Source organism: Kitasatospora sp. SUK 42 (assembly GCF_015776785.2).
Lineage (GTDB): Bacteria > Actinomycetota > Actinomycetes > Streptomycetales > Streptomycetaceae > Kitasatospora.
The window spans coordinates 34212-58377 of sequence record NZ_LFMD02000003.1; the positions used below are offsets into that span (position 1 = coordinate 34212).

At 74.2% G+C, this 24166-nt stretch carries 19 protein-coding genes; 8 read left to right on the plus strand and 11 right to left on the minus strand.

The features are described from left to right. Window positions 1-21: 21 nt before the first annotated feature. The 7 genes from RZ50_RS09735 to RZ50_RS09765 all read right to left on the minus strand — a co-directional run bounded on the left by RZ50_RS09735 (window position 22) and on the right by RZ50_RS09765 (window position 9746). The gene (locus RZ50_RS09735) at window positions 22-2007 is read right to left on the minus strand and encodes a hypothetical protein (RefSeq protein WP_196951291.1); all 1986 of its coding nucleotides are present in this window, start codon (window positions 2005-2007) and stop codon (window positions 22-24) included. 26 nt (window positions 2008-2033) lie between these two features. Further along, window positions 2034-3839, minus strand: a complete 1806-nt coding sequence (locus RZ50_RS09740; protein WP_254802436.1) for an ABC transporter ATP-binding protein — start codon at window positions 3837-3839, stop codon at window positions 2034-2036. Next, window positions 3836-4684, minus strand: a complete 849-nt coding sequence (locus RZ50_RS09745; protein ID WP_196947817.1) for an ABC transporter permease — start codon at window positions 4682-4684, stop codon at window positions 3836-3838. Before RZ50_RS09745 ends, RZ50_RS09740 begins: the two co-directional genes overlap by 4 nt. Beyond that, entirely contained in the window at window positions 4681-5640 is a 960-nt protein-coding gene (locus tag RZ50_RS09750) for an ABC transporter permease (RefSeq protein ID WP_196947818.1), read from the minus strand. Before RZ50_RS09750 ends, RZ50_RS09745 begins: the two co-directional genes overlap by 4 nt. Before the next feature lie 79 nt (window positions 5641-5719). After that, window positions 5720-7288 (minus strand): ABC transporter substrate-binding protein, encoded by a 1569-nt coding sequence (locus RZ50_RS09755; protein WP_196947819.1) that lies wholly within the window; start codon window positions 7286-7288, stop codon window positions 5720-5722. 51 nt (window positions 7289-7339) lie between these two features. After that, entirely contained in the window at window positions 7340-8113 is a 774-nt protein-coding gene (locus RZ50_RS09760; RefSeq protein WP_196947820.1) for a polysaccharide lyase, read from the minus strand. A 64-nt stretch (window positions 8114-8177) separates the two neighbouring features. Continuing rightward, the gene (locus RZ50_RS09765) at window positions 8178-9746 is read right to left on the minus strand and encodes a DUF3604 domain-containing protein (protein WP_196947821.1); all 1569 of its coding nucleotides are present in this window, start codon (window positions 9744-9746) and stop codon (window positions 8178-8180) included. Between the two features lie 267 nt (window positions 9747-10013). Here RZ50_RS09765 and RZ50_RS09770 point away from each other — a divergent pair, with 267 nt between their 5' ends. Next, the gene (locus RZ50_RS09770) at window positions 10014-11021 is read left to right on the plus strand and encodes a hypothetical protein (RefSeq protein WP_254802437.1); all 1008 of its coding nucleotides are present in this window, start codon (window positions 10014-10016) and stop codon (window positions 11019-11021) included. Window positions 11022-11035: 14 nt separating this feature from the next. On the opposite strand, the gene RZ50_RS09775 is transcribed toward RZ50_RS09770, so the two are convergent. Further along, window positions 11036-11947 carry a LysR family transcriptional regulator gene (locus tag RZ50_RS09775; protein WP_196947823.1) on the minus strand — a complete coding sequence of 304 codons (912 nt, stop codon included), beginning with the start codon at window positions 11945-11947 and terminating at the stop codon, window positions 11036-11038. 214 nt (window positions 11948-12161) lie between these two features. On the opposite strand from RZ50_RS09775, the gene RZ50_RS09780 reads away from it, so the two are divergent. From RZ50_RS09780 to RZ50_RS09795, 4 genes are all read left to right on the plus strand, one after another. Further along, complete coding sequence (locus RZ50_RS09780) at window positions 12162-13520, plus strand: PD40 domain-containing protein (protein WP_196947824.1); 1359 nt, start codon at window positions 12162-12164, stop codon at window positions 13518-13520. Between the two features lie 221 nt (window positions 13521-13741). Then, window positions 13742-14836, plus strand: coding sequence for a PD40 domain-containing protein (locus RZ50_RS09785; protein ID WP_196947825.1), 1095 nt, complete (start codon window positions 13742-13744; stop codon window positions 14834-14836). Further along, entirely contained in the window at window positions 14734-15108 is a 375-nt protein-coding gene (locus RZ50_RS09790; protein WP_196947826.1) for a hypothetical protein, read from the plus strand. The genes RZ50_RS09785 and RZ50_RS09790 overlap by 103 nt, the downstream gene beginning before the upstream one ends. 182 nt (window positions 15109-15290) lie before the next feature. Then, complete coding sequence (locus tag RZ50_RS09795; RefSeq protein WP_196947827.1) at window positions 15291-16907, plus strand: PD40 domain-containing protein; 1617 nt, start codon at window positions 15291-15293, stop codon at window positions 16905-16907. Window positions 16908-17131: 224 nt separating this feature from the next. Here the strand turns inward: RZ50_RS09795 and RZ50_RS09800 are convergent, their stop codons facing one another. Beyond that, window positions 17132-18325, minus strand: coding sequence for a glycine C-acetyltransferase (locus RZ50_RS09800; RefSeq protein WP_196947828.1), 1194 nt, complete (start codon window positions 18323-18325; stop codon window positions 17132-17134). Window positions 18326-18353: 28 nt separating this feature from the next. After that, window positions 18354-19382 carry an L-threonine 3-dehydrogenase gene (gene tdh / locus RZ50_RS09805; RefSeq protein ID WP_196947829.1) on the minus strand — a complete coding sequence of 343 codons (1029 nt, stop codon included), beginning with the start codon at window positions 19380-19382 and terminating at the stop codon, window positions 18354-18356. Between the two features lie 491 nt (window positions 19383-19873). Between tdh and RZ50_RS09810 the strand changes: the two genes are divergently transcribed. Beyond that, on the plus strand, window positions 19874-21286 hold the full coding sequence (locus RZ50_RS09810) for a serine hydrolase (RefSeq protein WP_217680426.1): 1413 nt from the start codon (window positions 19874-19876) through the stop codon (window positions 21284-21286). Between the two features lie 10 nt (window positions 21287-21296). On the opposite strand, the gene RZ50_RS09815 is transcribed toward RZ50_RS09810, so the two are convergent. Then, window positions 21297-22358, minus strand: a complete 1062-nt coding sequence (locus RZ50_RS09815) for an ATP-dependent DNA ligase (protein ID WP_196947255.1) — start codon at window positions 22356-22358, stop codon at window positions 21297-21299. A gap of 66 nt (window positions 22359-22424) precedes the next feature. Between RZ50_RS09815 and ligD the strand changes: the two genes are divergently transcribed. Both ligD and RZ50_RS09825 read left to right on the plus strand, forming a co-directional pair. Further along, window positions 22425-23432, plus strand: coding sequence for a non-homologous end-joining DNA ligase (gene ligD, locus RZ50_RS09820; RefSeq protein WP_196947254.1), 1008 nt, complete (start codon window positions 22425-22427; stop codon window positions 23430-23432). Between the two features lie 81 nt (window positions 23433-23513). Continuing rightward, window positions 23514-24164 carry a GNAT family N-acetyltransferase gene (locus RZ50_RS09825; RefSeq protein ID WP_196947258.1) on the plus strand — a complete coding sequence of 217 codons (651 nt, stop codon included), beginning with the start codon at window positions 23514-23516 and terminating at the stop codon, window positions 24162-24164. The last annotated feature ends 2 nt before the right edge of the window (window positions 24165-24166 follow it).

The following is a 24166-nucleotide window of genomic DNA, read 5'->3' on the forward strand; positions in this document are numbered from 1 at the left end:
CGGGTTCACGAGGCCGCCGGGTTACGGACGGACCGCGATCAGCTCACGCCCCCGCAGGGTGTAGAGCACCCCGGCCTCGTCGGCGGCCAGCCGGGCGCCGCTGTACCACTCGGCGTCCACCTCGACCAGCACGGTGGCGGCCAGGGTGTCGCGGTCCAGCCGGAACAGCGTCCGCTCGCTGATCCCGTACAGGGCCCCACCGCTGACCAGCAGCCGCGGATTGGTGCCGGCCACCGCGCCCAGGTCCGCCCGCCGCCCGATCACGGGGGTGAACCCGGCCCGCCCCGACCCGCACAGGTCGACGGTGAACGCCCGACCGTTCACCGTCAGGCCGTACAGGGTGTGCCCGTGGACCGCCAGGCTGCTGACGCCCGCGCCCAGGTCGGTCGCGGTGCGCCACAGCTCGCGCCCGGCGACCGGATCCCAGGCGGCCAGGTCGCCGCGCGGGCCGGTCGCCTTGGCGTTGTCGCCGCCGAGGAACGCCTGCCCGTGCCCGGACGCCACCGCGCGCACCAGCTGGCCGGGGCCGAGCGGGTCGGTGTGCACGGTCGGCAGGCCGCTGCCCGGGCGGTGGGTGACGAAGGAGCCGCCGCCGGTGGTGTCGGCCTGGATCCCGAGCAGCAGCAGACCGCTGTCGGCGTCCCAGCGGATCACCTGCGGTCGGTTCTGCTCCTGCGGCAGCGCCGCCTCCCGCACGGGCGCCGGGTCCGCCCCCGGGCGGTAGCGCCAGATGCCCTGCGAGGAGTAGACGCCCAGGTAGAGCGTGCCGTCGTCGAGGATCACGGTGTCCTTGGCCTCGCCCGGCACCGGGAGCTTGTGGACGGTTCCGGCGGCCAGGTCGTGCAGGGCGAGCGAGCCGTTGCCGCCGACGTACACCCGCCCGGCGCGGGCCGCCACCGACATGCCGAGCTGGGCGGAGGCGGGCGCGCCCGCCTCGACCAGGTCCCGGGTGGCGACGGCCCCGGTGGCGAGGTCCAGGGTCCACGCGGTGCCGCCCTCGGTGACCCCGGCCAGGGTGTCGCCGAGCCGGCCGAGGCCCCAGGAGTTGCCCTCCGGCACGGGCACCGCGAGCTGGTCGAGCGCGCCGGTGGCGAGGTCGTGCCGCCACAGCACCCCGTGTTCGGTGGAGGTGAACCAGAGGGTGTCCCCCCGCCGCTGGAAGTTGGTCACGCTCTTGGTGCCGGGGACGGCGAAGGCCCTGAGAACCCGGTGGCTCGCCGGGTCGAGCAGCGCCACGTGGGCGGGCGCGCCCTCGGTGGAGACGGCCAGCAGGTCGTCGCCGAGCACGGTGATCCGGCGGATGATCGTGTCGCCGCGCAGTTCGGGCGGGGTGATGTCGGTGACGGCGCCGGTGGCCCGGTCGACGGCGTACAGGGCGGCCCCGGTCGCTCCCCCGCCGCCCGCGAGGTTGCTGCCGACGCCGAGGTAGGCGTGGGTCGCGGTGGCCGCGACGGCGCGGCCCTGGGTGGCGTTCGGTGCCGGGGAGGCGACCTCGGTGACGGCGCCGGTGGCCGGGTCCCAGGCGTACAGGCCCGGTCCGGCGGCGCGGCCCTTCTGCCGGCCGGTCGCGTAGACCGTGCCGTCGGGCGCGACGGCGACGTCCCGGACGTCGGCGCCGGGCACGTTCCCGAGCGCGGTCAGGGTGCCGTCGTAGCGGTAGAGGTTGGCCTCGCCGGGGGCGTCCGTGACCCCGAGGTGGAGCGCGCCGCCGTGGGCGGCCGAGCCCTGGACGAAGTTGCCGGTGGGCAGTTCGACGGTGGCGGTGACCGTGCCGGTCGGCAGGTGGTAGCCGACCACCCGGGCGGGGGCGAGGTTGCGCGAGCCGATCCACAGGGTCTCGCCGATCAGCGTCGCGCTCATCAGCGGGAAGTCGGCGTTCCCGGGCCCCAGTTCGGTGACGTCCGGCCCAGCGTCCGCCGCGACGGCGGCGGCGGTGGGCGGGCCGAGCACCGATAGCGCGGCCACCGCGCCGGTGCCGAGCAGGAGTTGGCGACGCGAGGGGGTCACGGCAGGCATGGTTCTCCAGAGTCGGATCAGGGACGGGAGGGAGGGCTGGCGGCGGCCAGCAGCTCCCGGGTGTACGGATGCGCGGGGGCGGCGAACAGCTCGGCGGCGGGGGCCCGTTCGACCACCCGGCCGTGCCGGAGCACCAGGACGTCGTCACACAGGTGCCGGACCAGCGCGAGGTCGTGCGAGATGAACACCAGCCCGACGCCGGTCCGTTCGCGCAGGTCGGCGAAGAGGTTGAGGATCTGCGCCTGGACCGAGACGTCCAGGGCGGAGGTCGGTTCGTCGGCGACCAGCACCTGCGGGTCGACGGCGAGGGCGCGCGCGATCGCGACCCGCTGGCGCTGGCCGCCGGAGAGGCGGTGCGGCCGGGCGTCGAGCACCGCCTCGGGCAGGCCGACCAGTTCGCACAGTTCCGCCGGATCCCGCCGGTCCCGCAGGCCGTGGGCGACCAGCGGTTCGGCCAGTGCCTCGCGCACGGTCATCCGGGGGCTGAGCGAGGCGTACGGGTCCTGGAAGACCATCTGCACCCGGCGCCGCAGCTCGCGCTCCCCGGCGCGCCCGGCCTCGGCCCAGGAGCGGCCGGCCACCCGTACCGTCCCGGTGTGCGGGGTCAGCAGTCCGAGCAGTGCGCGGGCCAGGGTGGACTTCCCGGAGCCGGACTCGCCGATCACTCCCACCGCCCGGCCGGGTGCGGCGCTCAGGCTCACGCCCTCCAGGGCGGGGGGCCGTCGCCGGCCGTAGCGGACGGTGAGGTCCTCGGCGACCAGGACGGGCTCCTCGGCCCGCTCCACGCGCCGCTCCACCGCTTTCTGACGTTCCGTCACCTCGGCTCGCACTACCGGCAGATGGCAGGCGAAGCCGGACTCGCCGGCGCCCGACCACTGCGGCTCCGAGCTCGTGCAGCGCTCCACGGCGGCCGCGCAGCGCGGTGCGAAGGCACAGCCCGGCGACGCCTCGCCGGCCGCCGGCGGGCGCCCTCCGATCACGGTGAGCGGTGCGCCGGGCGGGCCGTCCAGCCGGGGCACCCCGGCCAGCAGCCCGGCGGTGTACCGGTGCCGGGGGCCGGCCAACAGGTCACGCGCCGGGGCCCGTTCGACGATCCGCCCGGCGTACATCACCTGGACGGTGTCGCAGCTGCGGGCCACCACGCCCAGGTCGTGGGTGATCAGCAGGACGGCCGTGCCGGTCTCGTCGCGCAGCCGGACCAGCAGGTCCAGGATCTCCACCCGGGTGCTCGGGTCGAGCGCCGTGGTCGGCTCGTCGGCGATCAGCAGCTCGGGCCGGTTGGCCATCGCCATCGCGATCAGCACGCGCTGGCGCATGCCCCCGGAGAACTCGTGCGGCCGGTCGTGGTAGCGGCGCCCGGGCCCGTCGATGCCGACCAGGCCGAGCAGTTCGAGCGCCCGGGCGCGGGCCTCGCGGCGGCCGGCGCCGTGCACCAGGGCGGCCTCGGCGAGCTGGCGGCCGACCGGCATCCGGGGGTTGAGGTAGGCCAGCGGGTCCTGGAAGACCATGCCGATCCGGCGGCCGCGCACCGCGCGCACGGCGGGCTCGGGCAGGGCGAGCAGGTCGGTGCCGTCGAAGCGGACGGTGCCGGCGGTGGTGCGGCAGCCCGGCGGGAGCATCCGGTTGACGGCCAGGGCGGTGAGCGTCTTGCCCGAGCCGGACTCGCCGACCAGGCCCAGGATCTCGCCCGGCCGCACGGTGAAGTCCACCCCGCGCACCGCCTCGGCGCCGCCCGCCGCGACGCGCAGGCCGCGCACCTCCAGCAGGGGCGCCCCGCTCACGGTGGCGGCGGCCGAGGCCCGGTCGGTGTCGGTCGCGGTCAACGCAGTCTCTCCCGGTTGAACGAGTCGGCGAGGAGGGTCAGGCCGAACACCAGCAGGCCGAGCAGGGCGACCGGCGTCAGGGCGTAACCCGGCTGGAGGAACAGGTACTTGGAGCCCGCGTTGATCATCGCCCCGAGCGCGGGGGCGGGCGGCTGGACGCCGAGGCCGAGCACGCTCAGGCCGCCCTCGATCTTGACCGCGTGCGCCATCGCCACGGCCAGCAGCGCGGTGGTCGCGTCGACGACGTTCGGCAGCACGTGGCGGCGCAGGATCCGCCCACGCGGCACGCCCAGCACCCGGGCGGCCACCACGTGGTCGCGGGCGAGCTGGCCGAGCAGTGCCGCGCGCGCCTGGCGCCCGAAGGAGGGCAGCGCGCTCAGCACGATGGTGGCCACCACGGTGCCGAGCCCCGGGCGCACCAGCAGGGCGAGGGCGAGCCCGAGCAGCAGCCCGTGGAGCCCGAGCAGCAGGTCGAACAGCCGTTGGACGAGCTCGCCGAGCAGCCGGTTCAGGCCGCCGAGCAGCCCCAGCAGCGTGCCGAGCACGGCGGCCGCCGGTACGGCGAGCAGGCAGACCAGCAGCTCGGTGCGGACCCCGGCCAGTGCCCGGGCCAGCAGGTCGCGCCCGACCTCGTCGGTCCCCAGCGGGTGGTCCCAGGAGGGCCCGGCCAGGGCGTCCCGGCCCTGCTGGTACGGGTCCGTACCGAGCAGCAGGGGGCCGAGCAGTCCCAGCAGCACCACCAGGAGCACCAGCAGCGCACCGGTGCGCCCGCGCGGGGTGCGCAGTGCGGGCGGGAGCGGGCGCAGCAGTGACGGGCGACGGACGGGAGCGGTGGTGACGGTCATCGGGCCTCCCCCGTGCCGGCGCGGGCGATCCGCGGGTCGAGTCGGCCGACGAGCAGCTCCGAGCCGAGCTGGACGAGCACGGCGACCGCGATCGCGAGCATGATCAGGGTCTGGGCGACGGGGTAGTCCCGCTGGTTGATGGCGTCCAGCAGCAGCTGGCCGAGTCCGTGTCGGGCGAAGAGCTGTTCGGCGACCACCGCGCCGCCCAGCAACTCGCCCAGGTGCAGGCCGAATTCGACGCAGAACGGCGCCAGGCTGTTGGGCAGCACGTGCCGCGCCAGGACGCGCCGGGGCGAGGCCCCCTTGGCGACGGCGGTCAGGACGAACTCCTCCTGGCGGGTGCGGCGCAGCTCGGTGGCGAGCAGCCGGGCCAGGACCGCCGAGCCGGGCAGGGCGAGCGCGACGGCGGGCAGGGCGAGGTACTGGACGGCGAGGTCGGGCGCGGTGAGGAGGTCCCGTTCGCCGCCGGCGGGCAGCACTCGCAGCAGCACCGCGAAGACGAAGACGAACAGCACGGCGGTGACGTACACCGGCAGCGCCAGCAGGGCGGTGACCAGCGGGTCGAGCAGCCGGGCCAGGCGGCCGCGGTGCTCGGAGGCCAGCGCGACGCCCAGGAGCAGGCCGAGCAGCAGCATCAGCAGGCCTGCGACCAGGGCGAGTTGGACGGTGCTGCCGACGCTCTGGCCGATCAGGCGGGTGACCGGTTCGCGGTAGTGGAAGGAGCTGCCCGGATCGCCGGTGAGCAGCCCGTGCAGCCAGCCCAGGTACTGGACGGGCAGCGGCCGGTCGACGCCGAGGCTGTCGGCGAGCCGGTCGCGCTGCTCCTGGTCGGCCTCGGCGCCGAGCGCGGCGGAGACCGGGTCGCCGGGGGCCAGGCGCAGCAGCAGGAAGACGGCGACCGAGGCGAGCCAGAGCGTGGCCAGCGCGCCGGCCGCCTTTCTGGTCCAGTAGGGCACGGGGGTACTCCAGGTGGGTCGGAAGGGCCGCCCCAGGGCGGTGGGGGTCGCCCTGGGACGGCGCGACGGGCAGGCGGCCTCAGGCGGTGCGCCGGGTGTCGCCGAGCCGCAGGTAGCCGAGCGCGCTGGTCGCCACGCCGTGCACCGAGGAGGCGAAGGCGTAGGTCTCCCAGGCGTGCGCGAGGGTGATGTGGAAGGACTCGGTCAGCAGGTACTCGGACAGCTCGTGGTTGACGTCCGCCCTGGCGCGTTCGTCGGCGGCGGCGAAGGCCCGGGACTGGAGGTCGGCGTAGGCCGGGTCGGTGACGTGCGAGGTGTTCCGGCCGACCTGGAGCGGGCCGGAGACGGTGATCCCGCTCAGCGGGGAGACGCTCACCATTCCGTGGTTGGCGATGAACAGCCCCTCCAGCGTGCCCTGCTGGATCTTCGGCTGGAGGGCGGCGTTGTCCAGCAGCTGGACGTCGACGCCGAACCCGGCCTGCTCCAGGTCGTACTTGACCAGTTCCACGAGCGAGCTGAACACCGGCGAGTTGGCGGCGGTGAGCGGCACCCTGGCGCCCTCGGCGCCGGCTTCCCGGAGCAGCCCTCGGGCCTTCTCCGGGTCGTGCGGGTAGCGCGAGACCTGGTCCGGCGTGACGCCGGGGGTGTTGGAGGGCCAGGGCAGGCTGCTGGCCTCGGCGTAGCCGCCGTACACCTGGGCGACGATGCGTTCGCGGTCCACCGCGTACTGGAGGGCCTGGCGCACCCGCCGGTCGTCGAACGGCCTGCTGGTGACGTTGGCGCCGAGGAACGCCTGCTGGTAGGAGGCCCGGGCGGACTGCACGGTGACGGCCGAGTTCCCGGCGAGCACCTTGAGGTCGCGCCCGGGGACCGCTCCGATCAGGTGGGACTGCCCCGACTGGAGGGCGGAGAGCGCCGCCTGGCTGCTGGTCACCGATCGGACGGTGATCCGCTCGAAGCGGGGCTGGCCGCTCTGCCAGTAGCGGTCGTAGCGGGCCAGGTCGAGCTGGTTGCCGCCCTTGAACGCCTGCCAGGTGAAGGGCCCGGTGCCGTTGACCTTCTCGGCGGCCTTGCCGTCGACGTAGCTGCGGGCGTCCACCACGGGGTTGAAGGCGAGGGCGTCGAACAGGTTGCTGGTGGGCTTGGCGAGGGTGAGGGTGACCTCGTTCGGGGCGCTCGCCCGGATGTCGGCGAGGCGTTCCAGCAGCGGCTTGACCTGGGAGGTCCTGGCCGCGCCGGTGAGCGAGAAGACGACGTCGTCCGGGCTGAGCGGGCGGCCGTCGTGGAAGGTGACGTCCTCGCGGAGCTTGAGCACGACCTTGGTCCGGTCGGTGTTCCACTCCCAGGAGGTGGCGAGCCAGGGCACCGGCTGGAGGGTCTGCGGGTCGAGGTCGACCAGCCGGTCGAGCACCAGGTTGGCGAACACCGGGGTGTCGGGGCCGCGGTGGAGCAGCTGGGTCGGGTCGGGGGCGGCGCCGTAGACGATCTGGAGGTCCGGCGCGGAGGCGGTGGCGGAGGCGGGGGCCCCGCCGGCGGCGTCCTCGGTGGCGGAGCGGCAGCCCGCCACCAGCAGGGCCGCTCCGGCGCTCAGGCCGAGGAAGCCTCGTCGGGGCAGGGGCAGGCCTCGGTGGCGGGCTGCGTCGCTCATGGTGGTGCTACCTCTTCGGGTCTCGGGGCTCGATCGGTGGTGGGGGGCGGGTCAGTACCTGGTCACGACGACGCTGTCGCTCCAGGCCACCACGTCGGGCCCGCCGGTGGGGTAGGGGATGTTCTTGGCCGGGTTCCAGTTGGCCCGGTAGATCCCGGTCTTGAAGTACGGCGACTGGTTCTGGTGGTAGTTGTTGAGGCCGTTGTAGGCGCCGACCTGCACGCCGTCCCGGTAGACGGTGATGGCGCCGGGGGTGGTGTCGGTGGACCAGGTGATGTCGAACGCCCACTGGTTCCAGTGGTCGAACTGCGCGTCGCCGAGCGGGATCACCGCCTCCTGGACGGTGGTGGGGTCGGTGAGCCAGTGCACCTTGAGCCGCCAGCTGCCGTCCTTGAGGGTGAGGGCGATCGGCGGCTTGGTGTCGCTGCCGTCCGCGAGCGGGTAGCCGTGCCACTGGGCGAGGATGGTCTCGGTGGGGGTGCGCACCCAGTCGGCGGGCAGGTAGTCGGCGAGGGCGAAGCGGTAGCTGCCCCAGCCGAGGGAGTTGACGGCGACCTCGGAGCGGTAGGAGACGCCGTCGTTCGGAACGTCGAAGCGGGCGGCCAGGCCGCTGCCTCCGGCGGGCGCGGGGGCCACGGTGATGCTGCCGTTGCCGTCGACGCGCTGGCGGGTCCAGGCGGAGACGGTGCCGGATTCGAAGTCGTCGGCGAAGACGACGGTGCCGTCGGACTGCGCGGCGGGGGCGGCGGAGGCGGGGGCGGCGGCGGTCACGGCCAGGGCGGCGGTGAGCACGGCGGCGGCGAGGCGGCCGGGCAGGCGGGACATGGTTCTCCTTCTCGGGTTCGGAAACGGGCGACCGGTGGGCACGGCCGGTTGACCCGGGGTCGGGTCAGCCGGCCCGCCGACAGGAGTCGGCCGGTCCCACCCAGGTCGGGCTGGACCAGGCCCACTGGTCGTTCAGCTGACGTACCCGCACGTGGTAGAAGTCCCCGTCGCCGCCGGGGCGTTCGTCGGTCAGGTCGAGTTCGGCGGTCGCCTCCCGGTCGGGCACCGCCCGGTCGAAGCGGTAGGCGCCGGACACGAACCCGCCGGTGAAGCCGGTCCGCGCGCCGTCCAGGAGCTCGCCGACGGTGTGGACGGTCTCCACGCCGTTCACGACGGCGAGCAGCCGGGTGCGCGGGTCGCCCTCGACCCGCAGGGAGAGGCCCTGGGTGCTGTCGGTGGCGGTGTTGGGGTTGCCGTCGGTGACCGTCCGCAGCCGGACCTCGCCCGGCGCGGTGCGCTCCCACGAGGAGGGCCGGTAGGTGTCCGGCTCGGCCTCGGCCGGTGCCACCGTCTCCGAACCGCGCAGCCGGGGCTGGACGTCCAGCAGCCGCCCGCCCTCGATCCGCAGCGTGACGTCCCAGTGCACCGGCTCGCCGCGCCGGCCCCAGCCGACGGCGAGGCCCAGGGTGCCGGTGAAGGCGTCCGACGCCCGTGCTCCGGCGAGGAGTTCGGGTCGGCTGATCCGGTGGACCGGTACGCCGTTGCGCAGCAGCTCCACGTGGTCGAGGGCGTCCCGGCCCCGGACGGTGACGCGGATCCGGCGCCGGTCGGCGGAGGCGGTCTCGGCGCCCATCGGCGCACCGTTGACGGAGGTGGCGAGCAGGATGCGGTCGCCGGTGATCGCGTAGGTGCGGCGGCGCTGGACGGCGTTCCAGATTCCTTCGCGGGTCAACTCCGGGGCCCACACGGCGAGTCGGCCGTGCCCGTGGCTTCCGGGGAAGGCGCTGTGGTGGTCGGTGGAGCCGATCAGCCCGAAGCGGTGGCCCAGGCGCAGGCCGTGGACGGCCGTTCCGGCGGCGGTGCGCGGGCCCATGGTGTGCAGGTAGTCGCGGGGCGCCTCGTCCGACTCCGCGCAGCCGTGCATCGACATCATCTCCACCACCGGGGAGAACTCCTCGGTGTAGGAGGCCCAGTCGATGCCGCGGCGGGCCGGGCCGTAGCCGATGTGGTGCGGCAGGGCCCAGGTCCGTACGCCCCGGGCGCCGAGCACGCGCAGCCGGGCGCGCAGGTCCTCCAGGCTCGCGGCCCGGATGATCTCGCCGCGCGGGCCGTCGAAGTAGACGCAGTGGTCGCCGTAGGCGAGGCTGTGCCACTCGAAGGACTGCAAGGTGACGAACCGGCCGTCCTGGTGCACGGCGGCCGTGACGTCCTGGACGTGCTCCCAGAGCCGGTCCAGCCGGGCGAAGCCCTCGGTGTGGTAGTCGACCAGGCTCGCCAGCTCGGGGGTGCGCTCGGGCAGGTCGTGCCACCAGCCGTGGCCGGTGACGCTGGCGAAGTCGAGCTGGAGCCTGGCGTTGGCGTAGGCGTCCTCGATGCTGCCGTGGCCGTAGCTGATGCCGCAGTGGCTGTGGAGGTCGCCGACGTAGAGGCCCAGACCGGCGTAGCCGGGTGCGTCGGTGGTGGGGGCGGTCATCGGGGCGGGGCTTCCTCGGGTCGTGGTCGCTCGATGTTTGATCGACTCTGAGAAGAAGCTAGCCGCGCTCTCCGGGGCCCGGTCAAGGCCGGGCCAGTCGGTGTCGTGTGATCGCCATCGGGCGAAACATCGCCTTCACAGGAGATCGGCAGGTGAAGAGAGCAAGGAGCAGGTCAGCCGGTCGACCGCCGATCAGCACGGACAGTTCAGACTTTTGATCGATCTGATAGAAACTCCCCGATGCCTCCCTCCCGAAGGACGGTCCCGATGCCGCATCCCGCCCTGCCCGCCGCCCCCGACCTCACCGCCTCCCACCTCGTCCGCCCACCCGAGCGCCCCGAACCCGGCTACTGGGCCGGCTGCCCCGGCGTCCGGTACGAGCCCGACCGCGACCGCTTCCTGCTCACCTACCGCGAGCGCCGCCCGCGCGGCGCGGCGGGCGGGCCCGACCGGGGCTGGCGCTGCGCCGTCGCCGAGAGCCACGACGGCGTCGGCTTCCGCGACCTGTGGTCGGTCCGCAGCGACGAGCTGGGCTCCCCCTCGATGGAACGCCTCGCCCTGCTGCGCCGCGACGGCCGCTACCTGCTCCACCTCAGCTACGTCGACCCGGCCGACAACCGCTGGCGCATCGACGCCCTGAGCGCGGCCGCCCCCGAGTCCTTCGACCTCTCCACCCGCACCCCCGTGCTCACCGCCGCCGGCACCGGCACCGAGGGCGTCAAGGACCCGTACCTGCTCGAAACCGGCGACGGCGTCCACCTGTTCACCACCGTCTCCCGCGCCCGGCCGTTCACCGCCGAGGAACGCGACCGCGCCCACGCCACCGCCGACATCCACACCACCGGCCTCACCGTCCAGCCGACCGCGCTCGCGCTCTCCCCCGACGGCCTGCGCTTCACCGCCGCACCCGGCCGCGCCGCCGAGGCCCTGGACGTCGGCCCGGCCGGCTCCTGGGACGGCTACGAGTCGCGGATCACCGCCGTCCTCCCCGACGGCCGGGGCGGCTGGCTCGCGCTCTACGACGGCGGGGCGGACGCCGCCGGGAACTACGAGGAGCGCTGCGGCCTGGCCGCCTCCACCGACCTGCGCACCTGGCGCCGCCTCACCCCGGACGGCCCCTGGCTCGACGTCCGCTACGCCGACGTCGTCTCCGCGCGGGGCCGCTGGTACCTCTACTACGAGTGGACCCGCACGGACGGCGCCCACGAGCTGCGGGTCGCCGTCCTGGACGAGTTCGCCGGCCTTCGCCCCGACGGCAGCCCGGCGCGCGCCTGACCCTGGTGCCGCGCTCAGGCCCCGGAGGCGGCCGCCTCGGCGAGGGTGTCGAGGACGGGCCGCAGCAGCGGGTGCCCGTCGGCGCCGGCCCGGACGGCGGCGAAGACCCTGCGGGTGGCCAGGTCGCTGTCGAGCGGGCGCACCGCGACCCGGGAGAGGTCGACGCCGCGCAGCGCGGAGCGGGGCACCAGGGCGACGCCCGCGCCGGCCGAGGCGAGCGCCACGACCGCGCGGAAGTCGTCGGAGGAGTGCAGCAGCCGGGGCTGGAAGCCGGCGTGCTCGCAGGCCAGCAGGACCACGTCGTGGCAGGGGTTGCCCGGGTAGGGCCCGATCCAGGGTTCGCCGGCGAGGGCGGCGACGGCCAGCGGCCCCTCCTCGGCGGCCAGCGGGTGGGCCAGCGGCAGGACGGCCTCGAAGGGTTCGGCGTAGAGCGGGACGCGGGTGAGCCGGGCGTCGTCGGCCCGCGGGGCGCCCCGGTACTCGACGGCCACCGCGAGGTCGGCCCGGCCGTCCAGGACCATCGGCAGGCTGGCGTCGCCCTCGGCGTCCAGCACCTTGAGCCGTACGCCCGGGGCGCGTTCGGCGAGCAGCCCGATCGCGGGGGCGAGCACGTGGGAGATGCCGGTGGCGAAGGAGGCGACGGTGACCTCGCCCGCGACGCCCGCGCTGTACGCGGCGAGGTCGGCTTCGGCGCGTTCCAGCTGGGCGAGCACGGCGTCGGCGTGGCCGAGCAGGATCTCCCCGGCGGCGGTCAGGCGCACGCCCCGGCCCTCGCGGGCGAGCAGGTGGTGGCCGGTCTCCTGTTCCAGCGCGGCCAGCTGCTGGGAGACCGCGGAGGGGGTCAGGTAGAGGGCGGCCGCCGCGGCGGTCACCGTCCGGTGGTCCGCCACGGCCCGCAGGGTCCGCAGCCGTCGTGCGTCGATCACAGGCCAATTCTGCCAGCGCGGCGGGGGCGGGCCGTCCGGGGCCGGGGAGCGCCCCCGGCGGAGCGGGGGCTTTCGGCCGCAACCACGGGCGGTGGGGCATTTCCGGACGAGATCGCTCCCAATCGTTGACCGCCCGCCCGGCGCGGCGCTTGGCTCGTCCCGAACCGGGTCGCGGGGGTCCTGGGCCCGGAACGTCATCTGGGGAGGATGATCCATGACCACCGCACGCACCCGCCGATGGCTGGCCCGCGCCGCCGCCGTCCTGGCGGTCACGGCCGTGGCCGGCGCCGCGATGCCCGGCGCCGAGGCCCGCCCGCCCAAGGGCGACACCGCCCGCGTCAGCGAGGGCCCCAAGGGCGAGCAGCTCAACGGCCCGTCGCACGCGCTCGGCCTGAGCGAGGACGGCCGCTCCGCACTGTTCACCACGACGGCGACCAACCTCCTGCCCCAGGAGGGCACCCCGAACCTGAACGAGATCTACGTGCGGGACCTGCGCAACGGGCACATCGAGCGGGTGAGCGTCGCCGACGACGGCTCCCAGCTGAACGGCATGACCTTCCAGGCCTCGATCAGCGGCGACGGCCGGTACGTGGCGTTCAGCACCAGTGCCACCAACGTGGTGCCCGGCCAGCCGAAGCACCTCGGCGACGTCTTCGTCCGCGACCGCTGGACCGGCCGCACCGAGCTGGTCTCCGCCGGTGGCCTGCCCGGCACCGGCGACCAGAGCCCCTTCGACGCCACGAGCCCGTCCATCAGCCGGGACGGCCGCTACGTCGCCTACGTCTCCGACCGCGGCGACCTCGCCCCGGGCGGGGCGGGCGGCACCAACAACGTCTACGTCACCGACCGCTGGACCCACACCAGCCGGCTGGTCTCCGTCGGCGCGGACGGCAGGGCCGCCGACGCCAACTCCTTCTCCCCGACGATCAGCGCGGACGGCTCCACCGTCGGCTTCGGCTCCCGGGCGGAGAACCTGCTCCCCGACGCCCCGGCCGCCTCCGCCGAGGCCGGCGCCCCCGGGCTGGCGCGCAGGCCCCGCTACTACCCGTACTACGTCTGGAAGGCCGACACCGGCAGGATCACCGGCGCCAGCCTGGACGGCGCCGGGCGGCTGAACGACGCCGCCTACGGCGCCCGGATCAGCCCGGACGGCCGCTACGCGGTCTACAGCCTGCTGACGGGCCGCGGCAACGCCCGGCTGGACGCGTACGTCCACGAGCTCGCCACCGGCAGGCTCACCCAGGTGAACGCCGGCCTGCCGGGCACCACCGCGAACGGCGACTCCTCCGGCGGCGTCATGACGGCGGACGGCCGCTGGGTCTACTTCGAATCCGACAGCGACAACCTCGTCCCCGGCGACACCAACCACGCCTACGACGTGTTCCGCCGCGACCTGCGGACCGGGCGCATCGAGCGGGTCAGCCTCACCGCGGACGGCTCGCAGAGCACCGCCTCCTCCCACAACCCGTACGTGGACGCCACCGGCGACACGGTGGTCTTCGACGCCTCGGACGGCGACCTGGTGCCGGGAGACACCAACATCCTGCAGGACGTGTTCCTGCGCCGCCTGTGAGGCCCTGACTCCCCTGCGGGAGAAGCCCGTTGACCCCCCGCCCCTGTGATCCGCCCCACCGGGTGGATCACAGGGGCGGAGGGCGGGATACCACCGGTGGCGTATTTCCGGCCGAGATCCCTCCGCTCCGTTGACCGCCCCGGCCGCTCGGCGCTTGGCTCTTCCCCGAGCCAGGCCGCGGGGGTGTCCAGGGCCCGGCACTCATCTGGGGAGGATGATCCATGACCAACGCCCGTTCCCGCCGCCGACTGGCCCGTACCGGCGTCGTCCTGGTGGCCGCCGTCGTGGCCGGCGCGGTGATGCCCGCCGCCGAGGCCCGGCCGCCCAAGGGCGACACCGCCCGGGTCAGCGAGGGTTTCAAGGGCGAGCAGCTGAACGGCTACTCGTCGGCGCTCGGGCTCAGCGCGGACGGCCGCTCCGCGCTGTTCACCTCGACCGCCACCAACCTGCTGCCCGAGGACGGCACCCCGAACGCGGACGAGGTCTACGTGCGGGACCTGCGCAACGGCCACATCGAGCGGGTGAGCGTCGCCGACGACGCCTCCAAGCTGAACGCCCCCACCTCGGACGCCTCGATCAGCGCCGACGGCCGGTTCGTGGCGTTCAGCACCGCCGCCACCAACGTGGTGCCCGGCCAGGCCAAGCACGAGAGCGACGTCTTCGTCCACGACCGCTGGAGCGGCCGCACCGAGCTGATCTCCACCGGCAACCTCGCCACCACCGACGACGAGACGATCCGCAGCGCCCACGACGCCACCCTGAGCGCGGACGGCCGCTACGTCGCCTTCTCCTCCGACCGCACCGACCTCACTCCAGGGGTGCACCGCGGCAAGTTCAACGTCTTCGTCACCGACCGCTGGACCCACACCACCCGGCTGGTCACCACGGGCTTCGACGGCGGAAGCGCCGACAACAACTCCTTCCGCCCGACGATCAGCGCGGACGGCTCCGCCGTCGGCTTCACCTCCCGGGCCGGCAACCTCGTCCCGCCGCAGCCGCCGAAACCGCTGGGACTCCCGAGCTGGCCGGGCCGAGGTTCTACCCGTACTACGTCTGGAAGGCCGACACCGGCAAGATCACCGGCGCCAGTCTCGACGCCACCGGCGGCCTGCGCGGCACCGGCTCGGACGCCCGGATCAGCCCCGACGGCCGCTTCGCCCTCTACGGCCTGCCGACCTACGGCGCCGGGAAGCCCGGCTCGCACGGCATCCGGATGGACCTGTACGCCCTGGAGCTGGCCACCGGCAAGGTCACCCAGGTCAACACCTTCCTGCCCGGGACCAAGACCACCGGCGGCTCCTACAACCCCGTCATGACGGCCGACGACCGCTGGGTCTACTTCGACTCCGACGCGGAGAACCTGGTGCCCGGCGACACCAACAACTCCGGCGACGTGTTCCGCCGCGACCTGCGGACCGGGCGGATCGAGCGGGTCAGCCTCACCGCGGACGGCTCGCAGAGCACCGCCTACTCCTCCAGCCCGTACGTGGACGCCGCCGGCGACACGGTGATCTTCAACGCCGACGACGGCAACCTGGTGCCGGGAGACACCAACACCTTCACGGACGTCTTCCTGCGCCGCCTCTGAACTGCTCCGGTACGGGGATCGGGCCGGAACACCGATCCCCGCACCACATACGTCTATTGACGTATCTTCAGATTGGATTCATCTCAGCTGTTGACCGTTCGTCCACCCCGCGCTTGGCTCTCCCGAGAGCCCGCCGCCGGGAGGGAGCCCGGCCGGGCGATCACTGGGGGAGGACAGACCTCATGACGCGCACCACCCGAACGACCCGCAACCGGTGGCTGTCGGGCACCGGCAGCGTGCTCGCGGCCGTCGCCGTACTCGCGGCCGCCGCCGCGCCCGCCCAGGCCGACCCGGCTCCGCGCGGCACCACCCAGGTGAGCACCGGGCTGAACGGCGCCGCACCCGACAGCCAGTCGTCGAGCCGGGGCATCAGCGCCGACGGCCACTACGCCCTGTTCACCTCCTGGGCCAGGAACCTGGTGCCCCAGCCCGCGCTGCGCGGGCGCGACGCCTATGTGACGAACCTGCGCAACGGCCGCACCGAGCGGGTCAACCTGTCCGACTCGGGCCAGGCGCTGGACGGCTTCACCGACTACGTCGCGATCAACGGCGACGGCCGCTACGTCGCCTTCGACAGCGACGCCGACAACGTGGTGCCGGGCGTGCAGGTCAAGGGGCGTACCGAGGTGTACCTCCGCGACCGGAAGACCGGCCGCACCGAGCTGGTCAGCGGCAGCCCCACCGGCGCCGACACCGACCGGTTCCACGCCTCGTACGAGCCCTCGCTCAGCGCCGACGGCCGCTACGTGGCCTTCGTGTCCTCCCGGACCGACCTGGACCCGACCGTCGAGGCGACCTCCGGGGCGACCTCCGGAGCAGCCACCGGAGCGACCGCCGGGGGCGACGCCCCCTCGCTCACCAGGCCCTACACCTTGAAGTACAACATCTACCTCACCGACCGCCGGACCCACACCACCCGCCTGGTCTCCCGCGACGTCAACGGCAGGCCGGGCGAGAGCCTGTCGGTCCGTCCGACGATCAGCGCGGACGGCCGCACCATCGGCTTCTCCTCCCTCTCCGACCTGCTGCCGGCCGAACAGACCCCCGCCCTCGCCGCCCCGGCGGCCGAAGCCGCCGCGTCCGCCGCGTCCGCCGCGTCCGCCGACGTGGAGCTCGCCCCGAGCGCCGCCGAAGCCGCGCTCCACGCCACCCCGGAGAACCCGGCCCGGCCGAACCTGGCGGCCACCCCGACGACCGGCGTCTACTACACCTACGACGTGGCCACCGGGAAGCTCTCGGCCGCGAGCCTCGACCTCGACGGCAAGCTCGGCTACGCCAGCTTCGACGCCACGATCAGCCCCGACGGACGGCGCGCGATCTACGCCCTGCCCGAGCCCGGCGGCTCGACCAACGGCCACCGGTACCACACCGTGCTCCACGTCCGGGATTTGAGGACCGGCACCGTGACGAAGGTCAGCGGCGGCCTGCCCGGCACCAGCTCGGTCGGCTCCTCCGACCACGGCTCCATCACCGCCGACAACCGCTGGCTCTACTTCGCGTCCGCCGCCGACAACCTGGTGCCCGGCCCTCAGCACCCGGACTGGGACGTCTACCGCCAGGACCTGCGCACCGGCCGCACCGAGCGGGTCGCCACCGCGCCGGACGGCTCGCCGGGCAACGGTTCCTCCGTCGCCCCCTTCGTGGACGCCTCCGGCGACACCGTGGTGTTCGGCTCGACCAGCGGCAACCTGGTCGCCGGGGTCAACACCCCGCCGGTCGAGAACTCCCAGGTCTTCGCCAAGCCCACCGGGCGCCACCGGGGCGACGGCGACGACCAGGGCCAGAACGAGGACGACTGACCGGCCGACCCCGGGAACCGCGACGGGGGCGGGACGTCGGCCGGGCCGGCGTCCCGCCCCCGAAGCGGGAGGGTGGGGCAGGTGGTTGGTGGACCGCACGACGGAGGCGCATCGCATCACCTCCGCCGCACGGCGTTCATGGGCCCGTGGGCCGGTCCGGTTCCGAGCGGACCGGCCCACGGGCGGTCTCTGTGCCGCCTGCCCGGCGGTACCTCGTGCGGCGCCTACGCGTCGAGCGCGGCGCGCGCGTCGACGAAGGCCGCGACGGCGCGCTCGACGTCCTCGGTGGAGTGCGCCGCGGACAGCTGCACCCGGATGCGGGCCTGGCCGTGCGGCACCACGGGGTAGGAGAAGCCGATCACGTACACGCCGCGCTCCAGCAGGAGTTCGGCGAGCCGGCCGGCCTTCGCCGCGTCGCCGATCATCACCGGGGCGATCGGGTGGTCGCCGGGCAGGATCTCGAACCCGGCCTCGGTCATCCTGGTGCGGAACAGCGCGGTGTTGGCCGCCAGCCGCTCGCGCAGCTCGTTGGACTGCTCGACCAGGTCGAGCACCTTGAGCGAGGCGGCCGCGATCACCGGGGCCAGCGAGTTGGAGAACAGGTACGGGCGGGAGCGCTGGCGCAGCAGGGCGACGATCTCCCGGCGGGCGGCGACGTAGCCGCCGGAGGCGCCGCCGAGCGCCTTGCCCAGGGTGCCGGTGATGATGTCCACCCGGTCCATCACGCCGTGCAGTTCGGGCGTGCCGCGGCCGCCCGCGCCGACGAAGCCGACGGCGTGCGAGTCGTCCACCATGACCATGGCGTCGTAGCGGTCGGCCAGGTCGCAGATCTCGCGCAGCGGGGCGACGTAGCCGTCCATCGAGAAGACGCCGTCGGTGACGATCAGGCGGCGGCGGGCGTCCTGGGTCTCCTTGAGCTGCTGCTCCAGGTCGGCCATGTCGCGGTTGGCGTAGCGGTGGCGGCGGGCCTTGCTGAGCCGGATGCCGTCGATGATGCTGGCGTGGTTGAGCGCGTCGGAGATGACGGCGTCGCGGTCGTCCAGCAGGGTCTCGAAGACACCGCCGTTGGCGTCGAAGCAGGAGGAGTAGAGGATCGTGTCCTCCTGGCCGAGGAAGGCCGAGAGGCGCTCCTCCAGCTCCTTGTGGACGTCCTGGGTGCCGCAGATGAAGCGGACCGAGGCCATGCCGTAGCCCCAGCGGTCCAGGGCGTCCTTGGCGGCGGTGAGCACCTCGGGGTGGTCGGCCAGGCCGAGGTAGTTGTTGGCGCAGAAGTTCAGCACCTCACCGGGGCGGCCGCCGCCCGTGACGGTGACGGCTGCGCTCTGCGGGGTGCCGATCACCCGCTCGGGCTTGAACAGGCCTGCCTCGCGGATCTCGTCCAGGGTGGTGGCGATGTCGGCGCGCACGTTGTCGAACACGGCGGTCTCCTTAGCGGTTCGCGGGGGCTCAGGCGGTCCAGTCGAGGATGATCTTGCCGCAGTTGCCGCTCGCGGCGTCCTCGAAGGCGTCCTCGAAGGCGGAGGCGGCGTAGCGGCCGGTGATCACCGGGCTGAGGTCCAGGCCGCCCTCCAGCAGCACGGACATCGCGTACCAGGTCTCGAACATCTCGCGGCCGTAGATGCCCTTGATGGTGATCATCGAGGTGACGATCGAGGCCCAGTCCACCGGGAACTGCTCGGCGGGCAGGCCGAGCATGGCGATCTTCCCGCCGTGGGTCATGTTGGCGATCATCGACTGCATCGCCTCGGGGCGGCCGGACATCTCCAGGCCGACGTCGAAGCCCTCGCGCAGGCCCAGCTTCCGCTGGCCCTCCTCGATGGTGTGCTCGGCGACGTTGAGCGCCAGCGTCGCACCGACCTTGCGGGCCAGGTCGAGGCGGTACGGGGAGACGTCGGTGATCATCACGTTGCGGGCGCCGGCGTGCTTGGCGACGGCGGCGGCCATGATGCCGATCGGGCCCGCGCCGGTGACCAGCACGTCCTCGCCGACCAGCGGGAAGGACAGCGCGGTGTGCACGGCGTTGCCGAAGGGGTCGAAGATCGCGGCCACGTCCAGGTCGACCGGCACCCGGTGCACCCAGACGTTGGAGGCGGGCAGGGCCACGAACTCGGCGAACGCGCCGTCGCGGTTGACGCCCAGGCCGATGGTGTTGCGGCACAGGTGGCGGCGGCCGGCCTGGCAGTTGCGGCACTTGCCGCAGACCAGGTGGCCCTCGCCGCTGACCAGGTCGCCGATCGCGATGTCCACGACGCCGGCGCCGATCTCGGCGACCTCGCCGACGAACTCGTGGCCCAGCACCAGCGGGGTCCTGATGGTCTGCTGCGCCCAGCCGTCCCACTTGCGGATGTGGAGGTCGGTGCCGCAGATGCCGGTCCGCAGCACCTTGATCAGCACCTCGCCGGGGCCGATCTCGGGCTTGGGGACGTCGATCAGCCAGAGCCCGGGCTCGGCCTTCTGCTTGACGAGTGCCTTCACGGGCGGCGGCTCCTGACGTGCGGATCTGGGACGGCCCGCGGGTGCGGGGCAGGCCGACGGGGCCCGGTTCGGCCGCTTCCGACGGACACGCTCCGGGCAGGCAGAAATCTGCCTGGTGAGAGCGGGTGCGGTCCATCGAGGAATTCTTAACGGCGGCCACAGCAGGGCTAAACGATCGTGCCCGAGCTGCGGCCGGGGGCGGGCGCGGCATGCCGGTGCTCACCCGTCCGGCGGAGCGCGGGCGTCCGGTGCCGACACCAACCGGCGGGTGGGCCGGGGTACTTGACATCGCACCGCCAGCCGGGTCGGGCCACTCGGGTGGGCTTGGATCCGTTCGGGCCAGCGGCGCCGCGACCGGCGCGCGGCCTGGCGACGCCGGTGCTTACGGTGGCGGCGCTCCCCCGCGGCCCCGTGGAGCAGCGCTCCGGGGCCGCTTCTCGCCAAGGGGCCGTCCGCCCCGGAGATCCGCCCCCAGAGAGGCGCCTCTACCGATGACCAGCACCCGACGGCCGCGCCCGACCCCTCCCCGCCCCGGGACCCGTCCTCGCCCCGGGACCGGTCCCCGACCCGGGGCCACCCTCCGCCGCGGGACCGTCCGCCGCCGCGGGGCCGTCCGCCGCCGCGGGGCCGCCCTCGCGCTGGCCGGTCTGCTCGCGGTCTACGGCTGCTCCAGCGGCGCGCAGCACCCCGGGTCGGCCGGCGGCCGGGCGGTCACCGCCGAACCCGCCGCGCTCGGCCCGTCCGCGGCCCTCGGCGACACCGGCGGATCCAGCCCGTCCATGGCCCTCGGCGGCCCCACCGCGCCCGGCGGGGTGGTGGCGCTCACGCCCGCCGTCACGAGCGAGCTCGACGACACGATCAGGCAGGTGATGAGCCAGGCCTCGATCCCCGGCGCGATCATCGGCTACAGCACCCCCGACGGCGACTACCAGCGGGCCTTCGGCATCGCCGACAAGATCGCCGGAACGCCGATGACACCCGACCTGTCCACCCGGGTCGGCAGCATCACCAAGACCTTCACCACCAGCGCCGTCCTGCGCCTGGCCGACCAGAACAGGCTCAACCTGGACGACCCGATCGCCAAGTACGTCCCCGACGTGCCCGGCGGCGACGCGATCACCCTGCGCCAGCTCGGCACCATGCGCAGCGGCCTGTACAACTACACCGAGGACCCGGACTTCGAGCGGGCCCTGTTCAGCCACCCGGACCGCGCCTACACCCCGAACCAGCTGCTCGCGTACGCGTACCGGCACGCGTCGGACTTCGCTCCGGGCAGCAGGTTCGAGTACTCCAACACCAACACGATCCTGCTCGGCCTGGTCGTCGAGAAGGTCGCCGGGCAGCCGCTCGGCGACTTCCTGAAGGCCCAGGTCTTCGGCCCGGCCGGGCTCGACAGGACGGTCCTCCCGACCGACGCGGCCTTCCCGGACCCGCACGTCCGCGGCTACACCATCCTGGCGACCAACGGATCGCTCCAGGACACCACCACCTGGAACCCGTCCTGGATCTGGGCCGCCGGCGCGGCGATCTCCGACCTGCGCGACCTCCGGAGCTGGTCGAGGACGCTCGCCACCGGCACGCCGCTGTTTGGCCAGGCCGCCCAGGCGCAGCGGCTGAGGTTCGAGGACACCGGCGTGCCCGACGTCGGCTACGGCTTCGGGCTGTTCACCATCCACGGCTGGCTCGGGCACAACGGCTCGCTGCCCGGCTACCAGGCCGTGATGGTGTACCTGCCGTCGGCACGGGCCTCGCTGGTCATCCTGATCAACACCGATGTGCCGTGCCAGGATTCGCAGCCTTCGACACTGCTGGCCAGGGCGATCACCCGGATCGTCTCGCCGAACAACGTCTACACCCTGTCGCCCACCGAGGAGCCCGACTCGACCGAGATGTCGCCCCGGTGATGACGGGTCGTCAGGTCCCCAGCACCTTGCGCAGATCGTACGAGACCGGCTCCTCCAGCTGCTCGTAGGTGCAGCTCCCCGGCGTGCGGTCCGGCCGCCAGCGGCGGAACTGCGCGGTGTGCCGGAAGCGGGTGCCCTCCATGTGGTCGTAGGCGACCTCGGCCACCCTCTCGGGGCGCAACGCGATCCAGGAGAGGTCCTTGCCGCCGGTCCAGCGGCTGACCGCGCCCGGCAGCCGCCCCTCGGCGTGCGCGGACTCCTCCGCCCAGGCGCCCCAAGGGTGTTGGGAGGGGTCGTCGAGGCGCAGCGGGGCCAGCTCCTCGGCGAGTTCACGTCGGCGGGCCATCGGGAAGGCCGCGCAGACGCCGACGTGCTGGAGCCTGCCCTCGGCGTCGTTGATGCCGAGCAGCAGCGAGCCGACGACCGGGCCGCTCTTGTGCTCGCGGTAGCCGGCCACCACGCAGTCGGCGGTGCGCTCGTGCTTGATCTTGTACATGGTCCGCTCCCCCGGCCGGTACGGCTGGTCCAGCGGCTTGGCCACCACCCCGTCCAGCCCGGCGCCCTCGTACTCGGCGAACCAGGCCTGTGCGAGCTCGCGGTCGGTGGAGGCGGGGGCGGTGAACACCGGGTCGGCGGCGCCGGCCAGGGCCGCCTCCAGGGCCGGGCGGCGCTCCGAGAGCGGGCGGCCCAGGAGGGAGTCGTCGCCGAGGGCGAGCAGGTCGAAGGCGACGAAGGAGGCGGGCGTCCGCTCGGCGAGCAGCCTGACCCGGCTCGCCGCCGGGTGGATGCGCTCCAGCAGCTCCTCGAAGCGCAGCCGCCCGTCCCGGGCGATCACCACCTCGCCGTCCAGCACGCAGCGGGGCGGCAGCTCGCGCTTGCAGGCCTCGACCAGTTCGGGGAAGTACCTGGTCAGCGGCTTGCCGGTGCGGCTGCCGAGCTCCACCTCGTCGCCGTCGCGGAACACGATGGTGCGGAAGCCGTCCCACTTGGCCTCGTACTGCATCCCCGGCGGGATCCTGGCCACCGACTTGGCGAGCATCGGCGCCACCGGCGGCATCACGGGCAGGTCCATGGGTCCGATCCTCGCCCGGTTCGCCCCGGGGCGCGCGCCGGGCACCGCACGCTTAGCGTGTGGGGCATGGGCTCAGCCGTGGAACTGGAAGTCGCCGGGCGGACCGTCCGGCTGTCGAACCCGGACAAGGTGTACTACCCCGAGCGCGGCTTCACCAAGCTGGACGTCGCGCAGTACTACCTGGCCGTCGCCGACGGGGTGCTGCGCGGGCTGCGCGACCGGCCCACCACGCTGCAGCGCTTCCCGGACGGCGTGGACGGCGAGTTCTTCTACCAGAAGCGCGCGCCCAAGGGCCTGCCGGACTGGCTGCCCACCGCCCGGATCGAGTTCCCCAGCGGGCGCTCCGCCGACGAGATCTGCCCCACCGAACCGGCCGCCGTGCTGTGGGCGGCCAACCTGGGCTGCCTCACCTTCCACCCCTGGCCGGTGCGCCGCTCCGACACCGACCACGTGGACGAACTGCGCATCGACCTCGACCCGCAGCCCGGCACCGACTTCCACGACGCCGTCCGCGCCGCCCACGAACTGCGCGCCCTGCTGGAGGAGTACGGGCTGCGCGGCTGGCCCAAGTCCTCCGGCGGGCGCGGCCTGCACGTCTACGTCCCGCTGGCCCCCGAGTGGACCTTCACCGACGGCCGGCACGCCGTGATCGCCCTCGGCCGGGTGCTGGAGCAGCGGATGCCCGGGCGGGTCACCACCGCGTGGTGGAAGGAGGAGCGCGGCGAGCGGATCTTCGTCGACTACAACCAGATGGCCCGCGACCGCACCATCGCCTCCGCCTACTCCCTGCGCGCCCGCCCGCGCGCCACCGCCTCCACCCCGCTGCGCTGGGAGGAGCTGGACGACGCCGCCCCGGAGGACTTCGACCTGCGGACCGTCCCGGCGCGCTTCGCCGAACTCGGGGACCTGAACGCCGGGATGGAGGAGCACGCGTTCCGGCTGGAGGGGCTGCTGGAGCTGTACGAGAAGCAGCTGCGCGACGAGGGCCTCGGCGAACTCCCGTACCCGCCCGACCATCCCAAGGCGGCGGGCGAGCCCACCCGGGTGCAGCCGAGCCGGGCCCGCAAGCGGTAGCGGGCCGCCGCCGTGCCAACTCCCTGCCGGAGCCCGGTGATCGACTAGGCTGGAACCTCATTGACCAGGGAGGGGAACCTGATGGGCGTGCGGGGGCTGGCGGAGATCCTGACGGACGCGGCGGGCGGGGTGTTCCCGCCGCCGGACGGGACGGTGACGGTGGTGCCGCAGCCGTCGCCCCGGGACACCGGGGTGCTGTCCTTCGCCGCGCACGCCGTGGTGTTCACCGACGAGGACCCGGCCTGGGTGCACGGGACGCTCGCCGCCGTGCCGGGCGATCCGCTCTCCGCGCCGCTCTGCCCGCCCTTCCTCACCGCCTTCGCCGAGCGCACCGGGCGGACCGTCAACAACATCGACCTGCTCTCCGTCGCCGACCGCCTCCCGGGCGAGCCGCCGCTGCCGCTGGCCGAGATCGAGGACCGCGAACACCCCCGGGTGGTCCGGGCGCTGCACTACCGGGACGACGTGCGGGTCTTCACGGCCGACGGCGGCGTGCTGATCCTCGGCCGGGGGCCGGGCGGCCGCTGGGAGTGCGCGATCGAGGTCGACCCGCACACCCGCGGCCGCGGCCTCGGCCGCGCCCTGGCCACGGCGGCCCGGCACCTGCTGCCGGAGGGCGGGACGGTCTGGGCCCAGCAGGCCCCCGGCAACGCCCCCAGCGTCCGCGCCTTCCAGGCCGCCGGATACCGGCCGGTCGGCGCGGAGGCGCTGCTGGTGGCCGGGCAGCCCTAGGG